This is a genomic window from Azospirillum doebereinerae (genome assembly GCF_003989665.1).
GTDB lineage: Bacteria > Pseudomonadota > Alphaproteobacteria > Azospirillales > Azospirillaceae > Azospirillum > Azospirillum doebereinerae.
This window is the reverse complement of sequence record NZ_RZIJ01000001.1, coordinates 675,289-690,049: the sequence shown is the minus strand read 5'-3', so window position 1 is coordinate 690,049 and position 14,761 is coordinate 675,289. Positions and strand designations below refer to the sequence as shown.

Genomic DNA, 14,761 nt, shown 5'->3' with positions numbered 1-14,761 from the left:
GCCGGAGCGGCTTCGGGGACCGGAGCCGGGGCGGGCGGCGCTTCGACCGGGGCCTCGGCGGCGGCCTTGCGCTTGCGCGCCGGCTTCTTGGCCGGGGCCTCCTCGACGACGGCCTGGGCCGGAGCCTCGACCACGGCGGCGGACTTGGCCTTGCGGCGGCCTTTCGCCGGAGCGGCTTCGGGGACCGGAGCCGGGGCGGGCGGCGCTTCGACCGGGGCCTCGGCGGCGGCCTTGCGCTTGCGCGCCGGCTTCTTGGCCGGGGCGGCCTCCTTGACGGCGGCCTGCACCGGGGCCGGAGCCACCGGAGTGGGCGTCTCGACCGCGACGGCTTCCTCGGCCGGCGCCTCGCCCGTCAGGATCCAGTCGAGGTCGATGGCCTCGGCCGGAGCGGCCGGCGCCGCAACCGACGGAGCTGCGACCGGGGCTTCGGCGTCCGAGTCGGCGGAAACCGCCTCTTCGCCTTCCACACCCTCGACGCCATCGCGACGGGTCCGCCGACGGCCGCCACGCTTGCCGCGACGGCGCTTCTTGCGTCCGTCGGCGCTGGTGCCCGACTCGTCGCCGTTCTCCTCCTCGTCGCCCTCACCCTCGTCGGTGTCGGTCTCGACGGCCTCGCCAACGGTTTCGGCAACGTCGGTGGCGAGCGCCGCGACGGGAAGGGCGGCCTCGGCCGCTTCGTCCTCGCCCTGGCTCTCGCTCTCCTCGCTTTCGCCTTCGGCGGTCGTGTCGCCACGGCCGTCCTCGCGGTCACGACCCCGGCCGCGGCGGCGGCGGCGGCGGCGGCGGCGCTCGTCGCCGTTGGCATCGCCATTGGCTTCGGTGCGCTCGCCGGCCTCGGCTTCGTCCTCGCCCTCGACGGCCTCGTCGATCTCGACCTCCTCGACGATCTCCTCGACCGGCTCGGCGGCCAGCGCGCGGTCGGTCTCGGCCATCACGCGGTCGGCGCTGACCAGCGGGCCTTCCTCGTCGGGCAGGCGGGCGCGGTTGCGCTCCAGACGGTGGTCCGGGGCGATCAGCGAATCGTCGGCCTGGACCATGACGTGGAAGCCGTGACGCTCCTCGATCTTGGCCAGCTCGCCGCGCTTCTGGTTGAGGATGTAGAGCGCGATCTGCGTGGGCACGTAGATCGTGATCTCGGCGGAGCGCTTGCGGATGCCCTCCTCCTCGATGGCGCGCAGGATGTGCAGCGACGCCGATTCGACCGAGCGGATGACGCCGGTGCCCGAGCAGTGCGGGCAGCGCTCGAAGTTGGTCTCCAGCAGCGACGGGCGCAGGCGTTGACGCGACAGCTCCAGCAGGCCGAAGGCCGAGATGCGGCCGAGCTGGATGCGCGCCCGGTCGTTCTTCATCGCCTCCTTCATGCGGCGCTCGACGGACGCGTTGTTCCGTGGCTCCTCCATGTCGATGAAGTCGATGACGATCAGCCCGGCCAGATCGCGCAGACGCAGCTGGCGCGCCACCTCGTCGGCGGCCTCCAGGTTGGTCTTGTAGGCGGTTTCCTCGATGTTGCGCTCGCGGGTGGACTTCCCGGAGTTGACGTCGATGGAGACCAGCGCCTCGGTCGGGTTGATGACGATGTAGCCGCCGGAACGGAGCTGCACCACCGGGCTGTGGATCGCGTCGATCTGCGTTTCCACCTGGTAGCGGTGGAACAGCGGGATCGTGTCGTCGCGGTACTGCTGGACGCGCTTGGTGTGGCCGGGCATCAGCATGCCCATGAACTCGCGCGCGGTGTTGAAGCCGGCGCTGCCCTCGACCCAGATCTCGTCGATGTCGGCGGCGTAGAGGTCGCGGATCGACCGCTTGATCAGGTTGGCCTCTTCATAGATGAGGCAGGGCGCCGACGACTTCAGCGTCTGTTCGCGGATGTCGTCCCACAGACGCAGCAAATATTCCAGGTCGCGCTTGATCTCGGGCTTGGAGCGCTCCAGCCCGGCGGTGCGCAGGATGACCGCCATGCCGTCCGGAATGTCGAGATCCGACAGGATCTCCTTCAGGCGCTTGCGGTCGGCCGGGTTGGTGATCTTGCGGGAGATCCCGCCGCCGCGCCCGGTGTTGGGCATCAGCACGCAGTAGCGGCCGGGCAGCGACAGGTAGGTGGTCAGCGCGGCGCCCTTGTTGCCGCGCTCCTCCTTGGTCACCTGCACCAGCATGACCTGCCGGCGCTTGACGACCTCCTGGATCTTGTAGCTGCGCAGCGGACGGGCGCGGCGGCGCTGCACCTCCTCGGCCTCTTCCTCCTCGTCGCCGCCGAGCACGTCGGGGTTCTCGGGAGTCGCGACCTCTTGGGAGGCCGCCGTCTCGTCCGTCTCGCCGGTCAGCGCGTCGTTGTCGCCGGCCTCCGGAGCGATGGGCGAGGGCATGGGCGACCATTCCTCGACCACGCGTTCCGGGTGCACCGGCTCGGCCATCACGGCGCCGTCGGCGGCGGCTTCGGCGCGCGCCTCGGCCTGCTCGTCCAGGCGGCGCTCTTCGGCCAGAAGCGCCTCACGGTCGGCGACCGGGATGCGGTAATAGTCGGGATGGATTTCGGAGAAGGCGAGGAAGCCGTGGCGGTTCCCGCCATACTCCACGAAGGCCGCCTGAAGCGAGGGCTCGACCCGCGTGACTTTCGCGAGGTAGATGTTGCCCTTCAACTGCTTGCGGCTGGCGATCTCGAAATCGAGCTCTTCCAGCCGGTTGCCACTCACCACGGCGACCCGGGTCTCTTCCGGGTGCGTGGCGTCCACCAGCATGCGCTTGGCCATACACGATCCTCAACGACGCAATCCGGGTGGACCCGCGCGACCGACAGGGTCGCCCGGACGCATCGTCTGTTGTGGGCGAAGCGTGCGGCGCAGGGACCGGCACCGTCGAACGGCGCTGATAAAAGCAGCCAGGACGGGTCGGTCGACAAGCGCCGGGCGGCGACCTTGCGGCCCCCGCCAGCTCCGAGGTTTCGTCCTCTCACCGGCAACCCGAACGCGCCACCCGGCGACGACCCGCGGGCGCGAAGGACCGGACGGGTGGTGTCAAGGGGCGGCGCCGCAGCTTCCCATCGTCCGGCGCCTCGATCGGAAACCGAAGAGGGTCCGGCCGGGAGTCTGGCGAATTGCGGTCTGTCGCAACCATACCATAGACAAGCGCTTTGGCTTGCACAACGCGGAAATGCGGCGAGTCGCGTCACGGTGGCAACCGAAAGGGCGCGCCTTCGAGTCGCCGTCGTGGCGGTGTTGCAGGAACGGCACCCTCGCGCGGAATCCGCGCAGCCCCGCGCTTGCGCGTTGAGCCCGCCGATTTGGCTGGGCTATAGCTGGGACGTGTCTGTTCCTTCATCGTGCCGAGTGGTTTCCATGCGGCGACTGCCCCTTGTCCAACGGTCCATGCCCGCCCGGCGCGGAACCGGTTCGCGCGCGCTCGTCGCGGCGCTGCTGGTCGCGTTGGCGCTGGGGGTGTCCGGCAGTGCGGCGGCGCAGACCACGGCGGCGCTGCCGGGACCGCCGCCCAAGCCGGCGGTGGTCGACGCGCGACTCGGCTTGCATCCGGACAAGACGCGCTTCGTGCTGGAGCTCAGCGACGCGGTGCCCTTCACGGTCACGGTCGCGGCCAACCCCTACCGCATCCTCGTCGACCTGCCGGAGCTGATCTGGCCCGGCGGGGGCGTGCCGATGGAGGGCAAGGGCCTCGTCTCGCGCTACCGTTACGCGGTGGCGGAGCCGGGGACGCTGCGGGTGAGCTTCGAGACGGTCGGCCCGGCCAAGGTGCGCGAGGCCTATTGGCTGCCGGCGCGCGACGGGCACCAGCCGCGCCTCGTCCTCGACCTCGAGCGGGTGACGCCGGCCGACTTCCAGCGCGTCGCGGCGGCCGCCCCGCCGGAGCCCAAATCGGCGGCCCGCGCGGCCAACGCGACCCCGTCGCCGGCGCCCTTCGCCCCGCTGCCCTCGCTGCCGCCGGCCCAGGTCGTGCCGGTCGCCATTCCGGTGGCGCCGCCCGTCGCGACGGCGCCACCGGCGGCGCCCAAGGCGCCCTCGCTGGTGGAGAAGCCGCTGGTCATGCTCGACCCCGGCCATGGCGGCGCCGATCCCGGCGCGGTCGGCGTCGGGGGCTTGCACGAGAAGGACATCACGCTGGCCGCCGCCAAGGAGGCCAAGCGCCAGTTGGAGGCGACCGGCCGCTACCGCGTGCGGCTGACCCGCGACAAGGACGTGTTCGTGCGGCTGCGCGACCGCGTCGCCATCGCGCGGGAGGCCGACGCCGACCTGTTCATCTCGTTGCACGCCGACAGCATCGGCAGCGGGTCCATGCGCGGCCTGTCGATCTACACCCTGTCCGACAAGGCGTCCGACCGCGAGGCGGAGATGCTGGCGGCCAAGGAGAACCGCGCCGACGCGATCGCCGGCATGGATCTGTCGGGCGAGAACCAGCTGGTCGCCAGCATCCTGATCGATCTGGCGCAGCGCGACACGATGAATCATTCCAAGCGCTTCGCGAAGCTCGCGCTCGACAATCTGGGCCGCGAGGTGACGCTGATCCCCAGCAAGCCGCACCGGCAGGCCGGCTTCGCGGTGCTGACCGCGCCCGACGTGCCCTCGGCCCTGATCGAGATGGGGTATCTGTCGAGCAAGCAGGACGCCAACCTGCTGGTTTCGGCGGGGCACCGCGAGAAGCTGGGCCGGGCGCTGGCCCGGACCATCGACGCCTATTTCAAATGGCTGAGCGGCGCCAAGCGCGATTGATGGGCCGGCCGGGAGCCGCCTCGTTTCGTTTTCCGCCCGCCTCAGCCCTCTGCGTGTCACATTTTCCTGACATGTCTGGAAGAGGGTCGGCGTACCCCGCTTGCGCGGTGTAGGATGCGCCGGTCCGACGGGCGGCCGCTTTCGCGGCCGGCCCGACGCCGTTTGCCTTGGGATCGGTCATGCGCCTTATTCTGTCTCTTCTGATGGCCTTCGTCATGCTGGCTCTGGCCGGCGCGGGCGGGCTCGTCTACATGCTCGACCACTACAACCAGGATCTGCCGGACTACAGCCGGCTGGCGACCTACCAGCCGCCGGTGACCACCCGCGTTCACGCCGGCGACGGGCGGCTGCTCGCCGAGTTCGCTTCGGAGCGCCGGGTCTTCGTGCCGATCGACGCCATGCCCAAGCGCGTCATCAACGCCTTCATGGCGGCCGAGGACAAGAACTTCTACGAGCACAAGGGCGTCGACCCCATCGGCATCGCCCGCGCCATCCTGGTCAACATCGAGAATTTCGGCCGCGACCGCCGGCCCGTCGGCGCCAGCACGATCACGCAGCAGGTCGCCAAGAACATGCTGCTGACCAACGAGGTCTCCTTCGCCCGCAAGATCAAGGAAGCGATCCTGGCGGTGCGCATCGAGCGGTCCTTCTCGAAGGACCGCATCATGGAGCTGTACCTCAACGAGATCTTCCTCGGCTTCCGCTCCTACGGGGTGGCGGCGGCGTCGCTGAACTACTTCAACAAGGCGCTGGACGAGCTGGACATCGAGGAGGTCGCCTATCTGGCGGCCCTGCCCAAGGCGCCCAGCAACTACCACCCCGAACGCCAGCGCGACGCGGCGCTGGCCCGGCGCAACTGGGTCATCGGCCGCATGGCCGAGGACGGCCACATCACCCCCGACGAGGCCCGCGCCGCCCAGGCCAAGCCGCTGGTCGTGCGCAAGCGCGACGAGCAGGAGATGGTCACCTCGGAGTATTTCGCCGAGGAGGTCCGGCGCGAGCTGGTCAAGCTCTACGGCGAGCAGGCGCTTTACGAGGGCGGCCTGTCGGTGCGCGCCTCGCTCGACCCGGTGATCCAGGCGGCGGCGACCAAGGCGCTGCGCGACGGTCTGGTCGCCTACGACCGCCGCCACGGCTGGCGCGGCCCGGTCGGCAAGATGGAGAATTTCGACGGCTGGCCCAAGAAGCTCGCCGCCACCGCGCACCCGCCCGGCGCCGAGGGCTGGAAGCTGGCCGTGGTGCTGAAGGACGACCTTCCCGACGCGCTCGACATCGGTCTGGCCGACGGCGGGCGCGGGCGCATCCCGCTGTCGGAGCTGCGCTGGGCGCGGGCCTGGAAGGAGGGCGAAAATCTCGGCCCGGCGATCCGCAAGCCGTCCGAGGTCGCCAAGCTGGGCGACCTGCTGCTGGTCGAGCCGACGACGGCCAAGGACGAGAAGGGCAAGGAGCTGCCGGCTGGCAGCTACGCGCTGCGCCAGATCCCGGCGGTGCAGGGCGGCATGGTGGCGCTCGACCCGCACACCGGCCGCGTGCTGGCGATGGTCGGTGGCTTCTCGCCGCACATCAGCGTCTTCAACCGCGCCACCCAGGCGATGCGGCAGCCGGGCTCGTCCTTCAAGCCCTTCGTCTATCTGACGGCGCTGAACCAGGGCTTCACCCCGTCCTCGCTGGTGATGGACGCGCCCTTCGCCTACGATCCGGGCGGGGGGCAGCCGGTGTGGCGGCCCGAGAACTTCAGCCACGAGTTCTACGGCCCGACCCCGCTGCGCGTCGGCATCGAAAAGTCGCGCAACGTCATGACCGTGCGGCTGGCCCAGCAGATCGGCATGGACAAGGTCAAGGCGACCGCCGAGAAGTTCGGCATCATGGACAACCTGCAACCCTACCTGCCGATGGCGCTGGGGGCGGGCGAGACCACGGTGCTGCGGATGTCGACCGCCTACGCGATGCTGGCCAACGGCGGCAAGAAGGTGGTCCCGACCTTCATCGACCGCATCCAGGACCGCAACGGCAAGACCATCTTCCGCCACGACAACCGTCCCTGCGACACCTGCGCGGCACCGGAATGGCGCGACGGGCTGGCAACGCCGCGGGTGCCCGACGCGCGCGAGCAGATCAACGATCCGCGCACCACCTACCAGATCGTCTCGATCCTGGAAGGCGTGGTCCAGCGCGGCACGGCGACGACGTTGCTGTCGCTTGGCAAGCCGCTGGCCGGCAAGACCGGCACCACCAACGACAGCAACGACGCGTGGTTCATGGGCTTCTCGCCCGATCTGGTGGTCGGCACCTACATCGGCTTCGACCAGCCGCGCTCGCTGGGGCCGCGCGAGACCGGCGGCTCGGCCGCCGTGCCGATCTTCAAGGAGGTGATGGCCGAGGCGCTGAAGGACAAGCCGGCGACGCCGTTCCGCGTGCCGCCCGGCCTGCGTTTGGTCCGCGTCAATCCGGCGACCGGCGATCTGGCCCAGCCGGGCGACCGCCGGGCGATCTGGGAAGCCTTCCTGCCGGGCACCGAGCCGAACCCGGACCGGCCGCAGATGGTGCTGGACGGTTCGGCCAACAGCGCGCTGGGCATGGGCGACCCGAACGCGCTGCCCGCCTCGGCCGATCCCGGCAGCATGGCCAGCCCGCCGGCGGCGGCGACCCTGGGAACGGGCGGGCTGTACTGAGCGAGAGACTCCCTCTCCCGCCTCGGGAGAGGGAAGCGGCCCGCTGAAAGCGGGAAGGGTGAGGGGCTATGGGGGCAAGGATTCAGTAACCACGCCCGCTAGCGCCTCACTCTCTCCATCTGCGATGGGTCCCCTCCCTCTCCCGGGGCGGGAGAGGGCATCAAATCAGCGCTGGCTCGTTTCCACCGGGGTGGACAGCGACGCGATGGCGTCCACCGGGCAGGCGCCGAGCGGGCGGAGGTCCGGTTCCAGCGCCGCGAACATCGCCTTCACGCCGTCCTCGTTGACGTGCAGGGCGTCCATGAACAGCTCCTCCTTCTGCACGCCGCGACGGGCGTCGATGAAGGCCACGTCGGCCGGCAGGCGGCGCTTCATGTCCTCGAAGAAGGCGTCGTAGTTGGTCAGCTTGGCGGCGTGGACGGGATAGAAGGGCGTGATCACCACCGCCACCTTGGTGCCCTGCGCCCGCGCGCTCTGGACGATGCGGTCCATCGCCTCCCAGTTCAGCTGGAAGCCGACCATCGTCTCCTCCGGCGCGTTCGCCAGCTGGGCGCGGAGCGGGGCCGGGACGGTGCCCGACAGGGTGCGGTCGCCGGACGGACGGATCAGACCCGCCGCCAGCCGGATCGTCTGGTTGCTGTTGAAGGCCATCAGGTGGAAGGCCTTGTTGGACAGCCACTGGCCGTGATCCACCTTGCGGACCAACTCGTCCACGCGCGGCGAGTAGTGCGAGAGCAAGGGCACGTCGGCCAGCGTGCGCGGGTCGTCCACCACCCCGGTCGGTTCCAGGATCAGCAGGCGCGGCGCGCCGTGGCGCTCCACGTAATCCTGCCACAGCGCGTCGGACACGGTGGTCGGCGCGCCCCCCATGCCCAGGTTGATCGCCGTGCCGCAGGCGACGGCGCTCACCGCCTCGGTCGGGAAGTGGTTGTCGGCGCGCGAATTGCCGAGCACGACCACGTCCGCCGGCCGCTCGTCGGGCGGGGCGGGGCGGTAGACCGCCATGAAGCGGTCGTCCGACCGCAGCAGCAGGTCGCCCAGCGCCGAGGCCAGGACCCGGTCCATGGTCGCCACCATGGCGACGATCAACGCGATGCAGGACAAGAGGCGGATCATCGGACGAACTCCGTGCTTGAAATGGCCGTGCTCAGAATTGGAAGTAGATGAAGGCGTGGTTCTCGAAGCTGCCGAACAGCAGCATCGTCAGGATCAGGAAGGAGCAGGCCATCGACCGGGCGATCACGTTGGTCCCGGCATAGCGTTTCCCGGCGCCCTTCTCGATCATCGCGTCCACCGCCAGCACGATCAGCCCCATGATGGCGACGCGGACCAGGGAGCTTGCCTGCTGCATGCCGCGCGGCAGGGTGAAGTCGCCGTCGCCGATGATGCCCAGAATGGTCCAGACGGTCTGGAGGTTGTCGGCGCGGAAGGGCAGCCAGGTCAGGGTGACGATGACGAAGACCATGCCCACCATCATCAGCCGCCCGGCGGCGAGCGACAGGCCGGTCAGGCGGATCGGGCTCTTCGACCCCAGCCAGCGCAGGGCGTCCTCGGTCACCATCAGCGCGCCGTGCAGGGCACCCCACAGCAGGAAGGTCCAGTTGGCGCCGTGCCACAGGCCGGAGATCAGCATGGTGATGACGATGTTGCGGGTGCGCAGCCAGCGCGTGCGGTTGCCGCCCATCGGGACGTAGACGTAGTCGCGGAACCACGTCGACAGCGAGATGTGCCAGCGCCGCCAGAAGTCGCGCATGCCGGTGGCGAAGTAGGGCCGGGCGAAGTTCTGGCACATGGTGTAGCCGAAGATCTGCGCCAGCCCGATGGCGATCAGCGAATAGCCGGCGAAGTCGCCGTAGATCTGCAACGAGAAGCAGACCAGCCCCATCACGTGCTGCAACGCGTTGTAGAACTCCGGCTGGTGGAACCGGGCGTCGACCACGGCTGCGGCGTTGTCGGCCAGACCGATCTTCAGGAAATAGCCCCAGACCACCTTCTCAAGCCCGGCGAACCGCTCCTGAAACGGGATGTCGCGCGGACCGGACTGGATTTGCGGCAGCAGGTCGCGCGCCCGCACGATGGGGCCGGCGACGAGCTGCGGGAAGAAGGCGGTGAAGGTGGCGTAACGGACCAGCGACCGTTCCGGCTGCTTCAGATCGCCGGTGTAGAGGTCGATGCCGTAGCTGAGGTTCTGGAAGGTGTAGAAGGAGATCCCGACCGGCAGCAGGATGTTCAGCGTCCGCTGGCCGATCTCGACCCCCAGCGAGGACAGCGCCACCTCGGCGCTGTCGATGAAGAAATTGAAGTATTTGAAAAAGAACAGCATGCTCAAGTTCATGCCGAGGCTGATGAACAAATAGAATTTCTTGGTCTGCTTGTCGTCGGCGTCGGCGATCTTCATGCCGCAGTAGAAATCGACCAGCGTGGCGAAGGCCAGCAGCCCGCAGAACCGGTAATCCCAGTAGCCGTAGAAGACGTAGCTGGCGATCAGCAGGAAGGGCGTGAACACCCGCGTCCGCGCCATCGCCATGAAGCCGGCGGTGAACACGGTGATGAACAGCAGGAAATTGAGGCTGGTGAAGCTCATCGGGCACCGCGCGAAATCGAGTTTCAGGACACGCAAGAATGGAGAAGACAGGCCCGAACATAATTCCAATTGTGAGATTCCCCGCCGCCGCCGTGGGGGTGTCGCGCCGGATAAGCGTCGTACTCAGAAATGACGAAACCGGATGATTCGGACCGGTTAGGACGCGCGGTCTAAGCCGCTCGGGCAAACGGGCGGATTAAGGGGGTGCAAGCCGGGGAACGAGCCGCTACATATGCAGCCGACCATCCTTTTAACTCTAGGCTGACGAGGAGGCACCGCCATGCGGGCCGAGATCGAGGCGGCCGCTGGCGAGATCAGAGAATCGCTGGCGCTGCTGAGGAGGCATCTTTGACTGGGATAACGCGCTGCGTCGTCTCGACGAACTGAACAACCTCGCGGAGGATCCCAAGCTCTGGGACGACCCCACCCGCGCGCAGACCATCATGCGCGAGCGCACGCAGCTCGACACCTCGGTGTCGGGCTACCGCGCGCTGGAACGCGATCTGGCCGATAGCCTTGAGCTGATCGAGATGGGCGAGGAGGAAGGCGACGCCACCGTCGTCGCCGACGCCGAGGCCCAGCTCTACGCGCTGCGCGAACGGGCGGCCAAGCTCCAACTCGAAAGCCTGCTGTCGGGCGAGGCCGACGCCAACGACTGCTACGTCGAGGTGAACGCCGGGGCCGGCGGCACCGAGGCGCAGGATTGGGCGCTGATGCTGGTGCGCATGTACACGCGCTGGGCCGAGCAGCATGGCTTCAAGACCGAATGGCTGGAGGAGAGCGCCGGCGAAGAGGCCGGCATCAAGTCCGCGACCATCCAGATCAAGGGCCACAACGCCTATGGCTGGCTGAAGACCGAGGCCGGGGTGCACCGTCTGGTGCGCATCAGCCCGTTCGACAGCCAGGCGCGGCGCCAGACCAGCTTCTCGGCCGTCTCGGTGTCTCCGGTGATCGACGACAAGATCGACATCGAGATCAACGAGAAGGATTGCCGCATCGACACCTACCGGGCGTCGGGCGCCGGCGGGCAGCACATCAACAAGACCGACTCGGCGGTGCGCATCACCCACTTGCCGACGAACATCGCGGTGAGCTGCCAGCAGGAACGCTCCCAGCACAAGAACCGCGCCAAGGCGTGGGACATGCTGCGCGCCCGCTTGTACGAGCGGGAGTTGAAGATCCGCGAGGACGCCGCCGCCGCGCTGGAAGCGACCAAGACCGACATCGGCTGGGGCCACCAGATCCGCTCCTACGTCCTACACCCCTACCAGATGGTGAAGGATCTGCGGACGGACGTGGAGACCTCGCAGAGCCAGGCGGTGCTCGACGGCGCGCTCGATCCCTTCCTGGAGGCGGCGCTGGCCGCCCGCATCAAGGGGCAGAGCGACGAGGACAGCGCGGGCTGATAGAGGCCCGTTGACGGCGGTTCAATGGTGGCGCCCCCGATGCCGTTTCCGCGTTTTCGGGAATGGGATCGGGGGCGTCGCTGTTTTCAGGGCATGACCTCAGCGACTCGGGAGTTTTCCAGGATGATCCGTTATCTCTGCGCCGCGCTTCTCGTCACCGCCGCCACCTCGGCCGCCACCCCGGCCTTCGCCGCCTGCGGGTCGGACGGCATGCCGCCGGAGATGTTCCGGGCCTTCGTATCCGGCACCCAGGAGGCGTTGAACGAGCACGGCTTCAAGGCCGGCGGCGTGGACGGGAAGATGGGATCGCGCACCCAGTCGGCGATCCGCTCCTACCAGCGCGCGGCCAAGCTGCCGGTGGACGGCTGCGTCAGCCAGGAGCTTCTCGACCACCTGAACTTCGCCCAGCCGAAGGTCTACGCGCCGGGCGCGCGGAAGCCGTGATGGAGTTTCCCTCTTCCGGGGCGGGAGAGGGCGTTTCTCACTGCCCGACGAAACTCAGATCCATCACCGACTTGGGCTCCAGCGTCTTGTCCACCTGTCCTTCGGACTGCCAGAACTTCACCTGGTTCACCACGTCGTCGATCAGCAGCTTGGCCTGCGGGTCGGCGTAGGGCAGGCCGGCGGTGACGATCTCCGGCTTCTGCTTGGTCGCCTCGGCAATGATGGCGACCAGCTCGTCGTAGCCCGGCCCCTTCACCAGGGCGCCCGAGGAATCCTTGGCGTTGAACGCCGCGTGGTATTCGGCGAGCGCGGTCTTGTAGGCGCGGATGAACTTCTCCACCACCGGGCGGCGCTGCTGGATGGTCTTCGGGCCGGTGAACAGCGCGCCGAGCTGCCAGGGCGTCTCGTCGCCGGCCCAGCCGACGATCTTGCCGGCGCCGTCGGCCACCACCTGCCGCGAGACGGTGGAGGGCGCCAGGATGGCGTCCACCTGACCGCCCTTGAAGGCGGAGACCATCTTCGGCACGTCCTGCAGCGGCACCATGGTCACGTCCTTGACCGTGAAGCCGTATTTCTGGCCGAGGATGCCGATCATGTAATGGAAGGTCGAGCCCACCGTGGTGATGGCGATGCGCTTGCCCTTCAGGTCGGACGGCTTGGTCAGCCCGGCCTCGTAGGCGGCGTTGGTCGCGACGTAGGCGCTCAAGGGGAAGCCCGGCTCGTCGCGGCTCTGGGCGGCGACGATAGTGACGGCGCCCTTGGCGGCCAGATTGTAGAAGCCCGCCGTCAGCCCGGTGACGCCGAAATCGACGTCGCCCGACGCCACCGCGACCGGAACCTGCTGGGCCGAGGTGAACATCTTCAGCTCGACGTCCAGCCCTTCCTTGGCGAAATAGCCCTTGGCCTTGGCGATGAAGATCGGGCCGGAGGACGACAGCGCCAGCACGCCGACCGACGACTTCTCCAGCGTCTGCGCCAGCGCCGGCAGCGCGGTCGCCGCCAGCGTCGCGGTCAAGCCGCCCAGCACGGCGCGGCGGGTCCAGGTGGTGAAGCTCATGATGGTGTCCTCCCTTGGCGAGTTTTGTTGATTGAGGGACTCAGCGCCATTTCAGCAGGCGCCGTTCCAGCAGCGACAGCAGCGTGCCGATGGTCAGCCCCATCAGCGACAGCACCAGCACGCCGGCCAGCAGCGTGTCGGTCTGCATCAGGTTGCCGGCCATCAGCACGAAGGCGCCGATGCCGTATTCGGCCCCGATCATCTCGGCGGCGACGACCAGGATCAGGGCGATCGAGGAGCTGATGCGGAAGCCGGCGAGAATCCCCGGCAGCGCCCCCGGCAGTACGATGGAGCGCAGGATCGACCGCCATGGCAGGCCGAAGCTCTGCGCCATGCGGATCAGGTTGCGCGGCACCGAATCGATGGCGCTGTAGGTGGCGATCACGGTGGGGAAGAAGACGCCGAAGCCGATGGTGGCGAATTTCGACGGCTCGCCGATGCCGAACCACAGGATGAACAGCGGCAGCAACGCGATCTTCGGGATCGGGAAGAAGGCCGAGACCAGCGGCACCCCGACCGCGCGCGCCAGCGACCCGATGCCCATGGCGAAGCCGACCAGCATGCCGCCCAGCGTGCCCAGCGTCCAGCCGACCGCGATGCGCCCCAGCGACGCCTTCAGGTTCAGCCACAGCGAGCCGTCGGTGACCATGACCGACAGCGCGGCGCCGACCGCGCTCGGCGGCGGCAGGAACAGCGGGCTGGCCAGCCCGATGCGGCTCGCCCCCTCCCACAGCCCGATCAGCACCGCGAAGGCGGCCAGCGCCGCCCAGGGGTGGCGGCGCACGGTGAAGCCCCCGCCGCGGAAGCGCACCGGCTGCGGGCCGGACAACGACGGGCTGGCGGAGGGGAGAGCGTCGGAACGCAGGATCTCAGACATGGGCGATCTCCCGGTCGGCCATCTGGGCCTCGGCCTTCATCAGGTGCCACAGCCGTTCGCGCACCTCGGCCAGATGGGCCTGGGCGGAGGGGGCTTGCCGGCGGTCGCGCGGCTCCTCGACGGTGACGATCTCGCGGATGCGGCCGGGGCGGCGGCTCAGCACCACGACCCGGTCGGCCAGCCGCAGCGCCTCGTCCAGATTGTGGGTGACGTAGAGCGCCGTTGTCTTCTCGCGCCGCCAGAGGTCGAGGAAATCGTCCATCAGCAGTTCGCGGGTCTGGGCGTCGAGCGCCGACAGCGGCTCGTCCAGCAGCAGCATCGCCGGGCGCACCGCCAGCGCGCGGGCGATGCCGACCCGCTGGCGCATGCCGCCGGACAACTGCTTGGGCAGCGCCTTGCGGAACTCCCACAGGCCCATGCGGCGCAGGCCGGTCTCGATCCGCTCGCGCCGCTCCGCCGTCGGCAGAGGGTGGTGTTCCAGCACCAGGGCGACGTTGTCCTCCACGCTGCGCCAGGGCAGCAGGGCGAAATCCTGGAAGATGAAGGTGATCGGGTTCAGGCAGCCGTCGGGAAGCGGCCCCTCCACCGACACGCGCCCCGACGTGGGGGCGACGATGCCGCCGGCGATGCCGAGAAGGGTGGACTTGCCGCAGCCGCTGGGGCCGATCACCGCCAGGACCTCGCCCTCGGCGAGCGTCAGATCGATGCCGTCCAGTACGGTCAAATCCTCGTACCGGTGGGTCAGATCGGAAACCAGAAGCCTCATCGCACCCTGTGCCGCGCGTTCGTGTCGTTCCGCCGGGTCCGGCGGGAGCGGCACTCTGTCGCAACAGGCACCGGCCTGTCGAGTGTTCGTCCCAAGGGGGTGCCGTGCGCGGGGGCGTGGCGCCGCGCCAAAAGGGCCGGCCGCGCGGAGGCGGCCGGCAAGGCGCTCTGGACGGATCGGCGGCGGGTCACGCCCGTGTCGATCCGGAGACCTCAGCCGCAAGCCGCGTGCCACGCGCGC

At 69.0% G+C, this 14,761-nt stretch carries 10 protein-coding genes; 4 read left to right on the top strand and 6 right to left on the bottom strand.

Going from position 1 to position 14,761, the window contains the following annotated elements:
- Positions 1–2,747: Rne/Rng family ribonuclease (locus EJ913_RS03225; protein WP_148125248.1), on the bottom strand; the 2,747-nt coding region annotated here is incomplete at its 3' end.
- Between the two features lie 615 nt (positions 2,748–3,362).
- Here EJ913_RS03225 and EJ913_RS03220 point away from each other — a divergent pair.
- Positions 3,363–4,715 carry an N-acetylmuramoyl-L-alanine amidase gene (locus tag EJ913_RS03220; protein ID WP_244939218.1) on the top strand — a complete coding sequence of 451 codons (1,353 nt, stop codon included), beginning with the start codon at positions 3,363–3,365 and terminating at the stop codon, positions 4,713–4,715.
- Positions 4,716–4,894: 179 nt separating this feature from the next.
- Entirely contained in the window at positions 4,895–7,387 is a 2,493-nt protein-coding gene (locus EJ913_RS03215) for a penicillin-binding protein 1A (RefSeq protein WP_126994672.1), read from the top strand.
- A gap of 165 nt (positions 7,388–7,552) precedes the next feature.
- Here the strand turns inward: EJ913_RS03215 and EJ913_RS03210 are convergent, their stop codons facing one another.
- Both EJ913_RS03210 and EJ913_RS03205 read right to left on the bottom strand, forming a co-directional pair.
- Complete coding sequence (locus EJ913_RS03210) at positions 7,553–8,503, bottom strand: SGNH/GDSL hydrolase family protein (protein ID WP_126994670.1); 951 nt, start codon at positions 8,501–8,503, stop codon at positions 7,553–7,555.
- A 31-nt stretch (positions 8,504–8,534) separates the two neighbouring features.
- Positions 8,535–9,971, bottom strand: a complete 1,437-nt coding sequence (locus tag EJ913_RS03205) for an MBOAT family O-acyltransferase (RefSeq protein WP_126994668.1) — start codon at positions 9,969–9,971, stop codon at positions 8,535–8,537.
- Positions 9,972–10,251: 280 nt separating this feature from the next.
- On the opposite strand from EJ913_RS03205, the gene prfB reads away from it, so the two are divergent.
- Both prfB and EJ913_RS03195 read left to right on the top strand, forming a co-directional pair.
- Positions 10,252–11,377, top strand: a protein-coding gene (gene prfB, locus EJ913_RS03200; protein ID WP_126994666.1) for a peptide chain release factor 2 whose coding sequence is annotated in 2 segments (ribosomal slippage) — positions 10,252–10,320 and positions 10,322–11,377 — 1,125 coding nt in all. Because the reading frame shifts where the segments join, the coding sequence is not laid out codon by codon here.
- 123 nt (positions 11,378–11,500) lie between these two features.
- Positions 11,501–11,821: a peptidoglycan-binding domain-containing protein gene (locus EJ913_RS03195; protein WP_126994664.1), complete on the top strand. Its 321-nt coding sequence runs from the start codon at positions 11,501–11,503 to the stop codon at positions 11,819–11,821.
- Positions 11,822–11,858: 37 nt separating this feature from the next.
- On the opposite strand, the gene EJ913_RS03190 is transcribed toward EJ913_RS03195, so the two are convergent.
- The 3 genes from EJ913_RS03190 to EJ913_RS03180 are packed head-to-tail and all read right to left on the bottom strand — an operon-like array spanning position 11,859 to position 14,521.
- On the bottom strand, positions 11,859–12,878 hold the full coding sequence (locus EJ913_RS03190) for an ABC transporter substrate-binding protein (protein WP_126994662.1): 1,020 nt from the start codon (positions 12,876–12,878) through the stop codon (positions 11,859–11,861).
- Between the two features lie 40 nt (positions 12,879–12,918).
- Positions 12,919–13,755, bottom strand: a complete 837-nt coding sequence (locus EJ913_RS03185) for an ABC transporter permease (RefSeq protein WP_126994660.1) — start codon at positions 13,753–13,755, stop codon at positions 12,919–12,921.
- Positions 13,748–14,521, bottom strand: a complete 774-nt coding sequence (locus EJ913_RS03180; protein ID WP_126994658.1) for an ABC transporter ATP-binding protein — start codon at positions 14,519–14,521, stop codon at positions 13,748–13,750. Before EJ913_RS03180 ends, EJ913_RS03185 begins: the two co-directional genes overlap by 8 nt.
- Positions 14,522–14,761: the final 240 nt, after the last annotated feature.

Coding starts and splice junctions, on each gene's coding strand:
- EJ913_RS03220 (WP_244939218.1), top strand. CDS start 3,363: ATGCCCGCCCGGCGCGGAACCGGTTCGCGCGCGCTCGTCGCGGCGCTG.
- EJ913_RS03215 (WP_126994672.1), top strand. CDS start 4,895: ATGCGCCTTATTCTGTCTCTTCTGATGGCCTTCGTCATGCTGGCTCTG.
- EJ913_RS03210 (WP_126994670.1), bottom strand. CDS start 8,503: ATGATCCGCCTCTTGTCCTGCATCGCGTTGATCGTCGCCATGGTGGCG.
- EJ913_RS03205 (WP_126994668.1), bottom strand. CDS start 9,971: ATGAGCTTCACCAGCCTCAATTTCCTGCTGTTCATCACCGTGTTCACC.
- EJ913_RS03195 (WP_126994664.1), top strand. CDS start 11,501: ATGATCCGTTATCTCTGCGCCGCGCTTCTCGTCACCGCCGCCACCTCG.
- EJ913_RS03190 (WP_126994662.1), bottom strand. CDS start 12,878: ATGAGCTTCACCACCTGGACCCGCCGCGCCGTGCTGGGCGGCTTGACC.
- EJ913_RS03185 (WP_126994660.1), bottom strand. CDS start 13,755: ATGTCTGAGATCCTGCGTTCCGACGCTCTCCCCTCCGCCAGCCCGTCG.
- EJ913_RS03180 (WP_126994658.1), bottom strand. CDS start 14,521: ATGAGGCTTCTGGTTTCCGATCTGACCCACCGGTACGAGGATTTGACC.